This is a genomic window from Sulfurovum sp. bin170 (assembly GCF_010892395.1).
Classification (GTDB): domain Bacteria; phylum Campylobacterota; class Campylobacteria; order Campylobacterales; family Sulfurovaceae; genus UBA1140.
Genome location: NZ_JAACKB010000279.1, coordinates 1 through 2,172, shown reverse-complemented (window position 1 = coordinate 2,172; position 2,172 = coordinate 1). Strand labels below are relative to the sequence as shown.

The window sequence follows — 2,172 nt, the reverse complement described above, 5'->3', positions numbered from 1 at the left end:
ACGATGGCTTCAGCCTCGCTAATTCATTGGCATTGGGCTAAAGCCTCCGATTCCAAAAGAAGTCCATCATGTAGCAAGTTTATCCAATGCCAAGTTGAACTTATATTTTTTAACCAAATCTCGTATCTCTATAAAAAACTCTCTATCCTCTGGGGAGAGAGTGTAGTTCTCTATCTCTTCTATAATCGTAGAGCAGTTTTTGGGTCGTCTACTCTTTATCGCCTCTTCTAATTTATCAAATAGTTTATCTCTTACCCTATGATTACCCTCTCCTGTTACTTGGTGTGGAATGTATTTTAGTAGAGTCTCGTAGAGTTTTTCTACAGCTATAGGTTTGTTTATGTGTGCATTCATACCTCGCTTGGCACTCTTCTCTATATCCTCTTTCATCGCATTTGCTGTAAGTGCAATAATAGGAATCTGCTTATCTTTCTCTCTTATAATTCTAGTAGCTTCATATCCATCCATAATAGGCATCTGTATATCCATCAGTATTATAGAGTAGATTTTAGCGGAGAACATATCAACTGCCTCCTGACCATCTGAGGCGATATCTAACTCTATATGTGAGTTTTCAAGTAGCCCAGCAATTATCTCTTGGTTTATAGAGTTATCATCAACAAGAAGGACTTTATGTCCCTCTAGCAGGTCTATACTTCTTTTCAAATTGTTATTATCTTTACGAGTAGGTTTATCTATATCTATATCTTTTTTAATTAGCTTAACATCCTGTAATTCAATTTCAAATATAAAACTACTTCCCGTTCCATATTGGCTCTCAACCCATATTTTGCCACCCATCAACTCAACAAGCTGTTTTGAGATAACAAGCCCTAGTCCTGTGCCACCAAAGTTTCTAGTGGTACTACCATCTGCTTGAGAGAATGCTTTGAAGAGTCTTTGCTGTTCACTTTTAGTTAGTCCAATACCTGTATCTTTTATCTCAAATCTAAACCTACTCTTGTCAACTTTAGAGACCAAGAGAGATACCTCTCCAATGGAGGTGAATTTTACAGCATTTCCTAAAAGATTGGTCAGTACTTGAGATATTCTTAGGCTATCACCATGTAGCTCTTCTGGTATCTCATCGGAGTAGAATGCAGAGAACTTTATGTTCTTCTGTTTTGCTTTGAAGCTAATTAAGTCTCTAGAGTTATCTATCATCTTGTGGACATTGAAGTCTACACTATCGATAGTAAGTTTCCCCGCCTCTATTTTAGATAGGTCAAGAATATCATTTATAATAGTCAAAAGCATTTTGGCAGAGTTATCAATCTTCTCTATATAGTTTCTCTGTTTACTATTTAGATTGGTTTGAAGAGCTAAATAACTCATTCCTACAATTCCATTCATTGGAGTTCGTATCTCATGACTCATATTGGCTAAAAATTCTGACTTTAGATTGGCTGTATCTTCAGCTTTCTCTTTTAATATATTTAGTCTATTGTAGTTCTCTTCAAGTTTTGATTGAAGTTGGTTGAATCCTTCAACTAGTTTTCCTATCTCATCTTGTTTATCTACTTCCATCTTTTTTGAGAAGTCTGGTCTCTCTTTGACTAGATTATCCAGAGATTTGTATACTTGGTTAAATCTTTTCTTTATAGTATAGTGCATATATATAGCTGCAATTATTATGACCACTACTCCTAAAAGAGAGAGGATAAGTATGATATGAGATTGTTTAATAGTATCTTCTACTAGTTTCTTAGAGTATTTTTTTAACTCATTATCTAAATCATCTTTTTGTTTTTGATATAGCTTTATAATTTTATCTTTAATTTCACTCTTTTCAGTAGGGAATATTTCATCCTCGTCTGCTGCACTTTTTATATCTTTTTCTCGTTTTATAAAAAAACTTTCAAGCAGCTCTTTTTGTCTATCTATCTCTATGCTATCACTATCTTTTCTTAATTTCTCTAAATTTTCAACAATTTCTATTCTTATAAGATTTGCTTCTGCAAGAAACTTATTATCTACTGCTGAATAAGCCCAGTCAAGTTTATCAATCATATTTTCAAGAAGTCTCAAATTCTCTTTGTGAATTGAAGCAACTTTGGATGTTCTATCCTCTAACTCTTTTAACTCTTTTATATGATTTATTGTATAGTGATTGCTAATAGCGATATATATTCCAAAAAACATTAGAATAATAAAAAATATAATACGAAGTTT

The 2,172-nt window shown here is 33.2% G+C and carries 1 protein-coding gene; it reads right to left on the bottom strand.

Annotated elements, in window-relative coordinates:
• Nucleotides 1-66 precede the first annotated feature (66 nt).
• A partial coding sequence (locus tag GSY74_RS06585; RefSeq protein ID WP_164664309.1) for an ATP-binding protein occupies nt 67-2,172 on the bottom strand: 2,106 nt, incomplete at its 5' end.